We start from the raw sequence: 1,911 nt of genomic DNA on the forward strand, positions 1-1,911 counted from the left end.
ATTGGCTTTGACACCTCCTCTCCTACTCGCGTCCGTGCCTGCACCCCTTCAGCAACACGCACCCCAAACGCAACATCCGCACCTATCCGTGCAACCTCTAAGTCCTGTCTGACCGGCCCGGCCGGTGCCGATGGGTCGGCACCGGCCGGGGCCGGTCAGACAGGACTTACACCAGATCCCGTGCGCTGGGGTCAGGCTCGTATGAGGTCATGCCCGACCGGCCGGTGCCGCTACTACGCGAGGGCCGGACGGATCAGTCCATCGGCAACCCAGCAGGGCACCAGTCAGATCAAGGGTCACGACCCTCGCGCAGCCATACCAGCATGTAAGTCCGATAAACGGTGTAACTGGCTCGACACGCCAACGAGGTTGGCGAGGAAGGTCAGTGATGACCGAGACACTGCCGAGCGTGAGCTCGATGCCGAAGGAAGCGAAGAAGACCAGGAGGGTCTCCCGTTCGGAGACCGAACGGGCTGCGGTGCGGGAGCTGGTCAAGGCCGCCCGCGCCCGTGGTGAGGACCTGACCGGCCCGGACGGGCTGTTGAAGGTACTAACCAAGGACGTCCTTGAGATCGCTCTCGAGGAGGAGATGACCGAGCACCTCGGCTACGACAAACACGCAGCCGAGGGAAGGAATAATGCCAACTCCCGCAACGGAACCCGCGCCAAGACGGTGACCACCCCCGCGGCCGGGGAGGTGGTGATCGAGGTCCCGCGAGACCGGGACGGCACGTTCGAGCCGGTCATCGTCAAGAAGCGGCAGCGCCGCCTGAACGACGTGGACGCGGTCGTCTTGTCGTTGTTCGCCCGCGGCCTGACGACCGGGGAAATCAGCGCGCACTTCGCCTGGGGGTACCTCCCGCTTGCGGGGGCGGTGTACGGCGTGAGCATCTCCAAGGACACGATCTCCCGGATCACCGACAAGGTGATCGAGTGGGGGCGCCCCCGCGTGCGGGGGAGATGCAGGCGTGGGCCTCGCGGCCGTTGCAGGCCGTCTACGCCGCGATCTTCATCGATGCCATCTTCGGTCTTGGTCCGCGATGGCCAGGTCGCCAACCGGCCGTTCTATGTCGCGATCGGGGTCGACCTAAACGGGCGGCGGGACGTGTTGGGGTTGTGGGCCGGCACCCACGGCTCCGGCGAGAGCGCGAAGTACTGGCTGGCGGTGTTGACCGAGCTGAAGAACCGCGGCGTGCGGGATGTCTTCTTCCTGGTCTGTGACGGGCTGAAGGGGCTACCGGACTCTGTCGCAACGGTTTTCCCGGACACCACGGTCCAAACGTGCGTGATCCACCTGATCCGCGGCACGTTCAAGTTCGCCTCCCTCGCAAGCGGGAGGTACCCCCAGAAGAAGTACTGGCAACAGCTCGCGGTCGACATGAAACGGATCTACACCGCACCGAACGCGGACGCGGCGTGGGCGGCGTTCGAAGAGTTCGAAGAGAAGTGGGCCAAGCCGTACCCGGCGATCGCCACCCTGTGGCGGAACGCGTGGTCGACGTTCATCCCGTTCCTGGACTATGACGTCGAGATCCGGCGAGTCTTGTTCTCCACGAACGCGATCGAGTCTCAGAACGCGCGCTACCGGCGCGCGGTCAACGCCAAGGGCCACTTCCCGACCGAACAGGCCGCGATGAAAACCCTCTACCTGGTCACCCGCTCACTAGACCCCAAAGGCCTCGGCCAGGCACGATGGGTCACCAGGTGGAAGCCGGCCCTGAACGCCTTCGCCGTCACATTCGAGACCCGGATGCCCGCAGCGGAGAACCTGTAAGGAACAAACCCCCAATGCCAGTTACACCGTTCATCGGACTTACATGCTGGTATGGCTGCGCGAGGGTCGTGACCCTTGATCTGACTGGTGCCCTGCTGGGTTGCCGATGGACTGATCCGTCCGGCCCTCGCGTAGTA

The 1,911-nt window shown here is 64.6% G+C and carries 1 protein-coding gene; it reads left to right on the plus strand.

Annotated features, from left to right (window positions below):
- Window positions 1-388: 388 nt before the first annotated feature.
- A complete protein-coding gene (locus ABD209_RS02260) occupies window positions 389-1,774 on the plus strand; it encodes an IS256 family transposase (protein ID WP_344061508.1) in 1,386 nt (461 codons plus the stop codon).
- Window positions 1,775-1,911: the final 137 nt, after the last annotated feature.

The organism is Nostocoides vanveenii (assembly GCF_039531165.1).
Taxonomy (GTDB): Bacteria; Actinomycetota; Actinomycetes; order Actinomycetales; family Dermatophilaceae; genus Nostocoides_A; species Nostocoides_A vanveenii.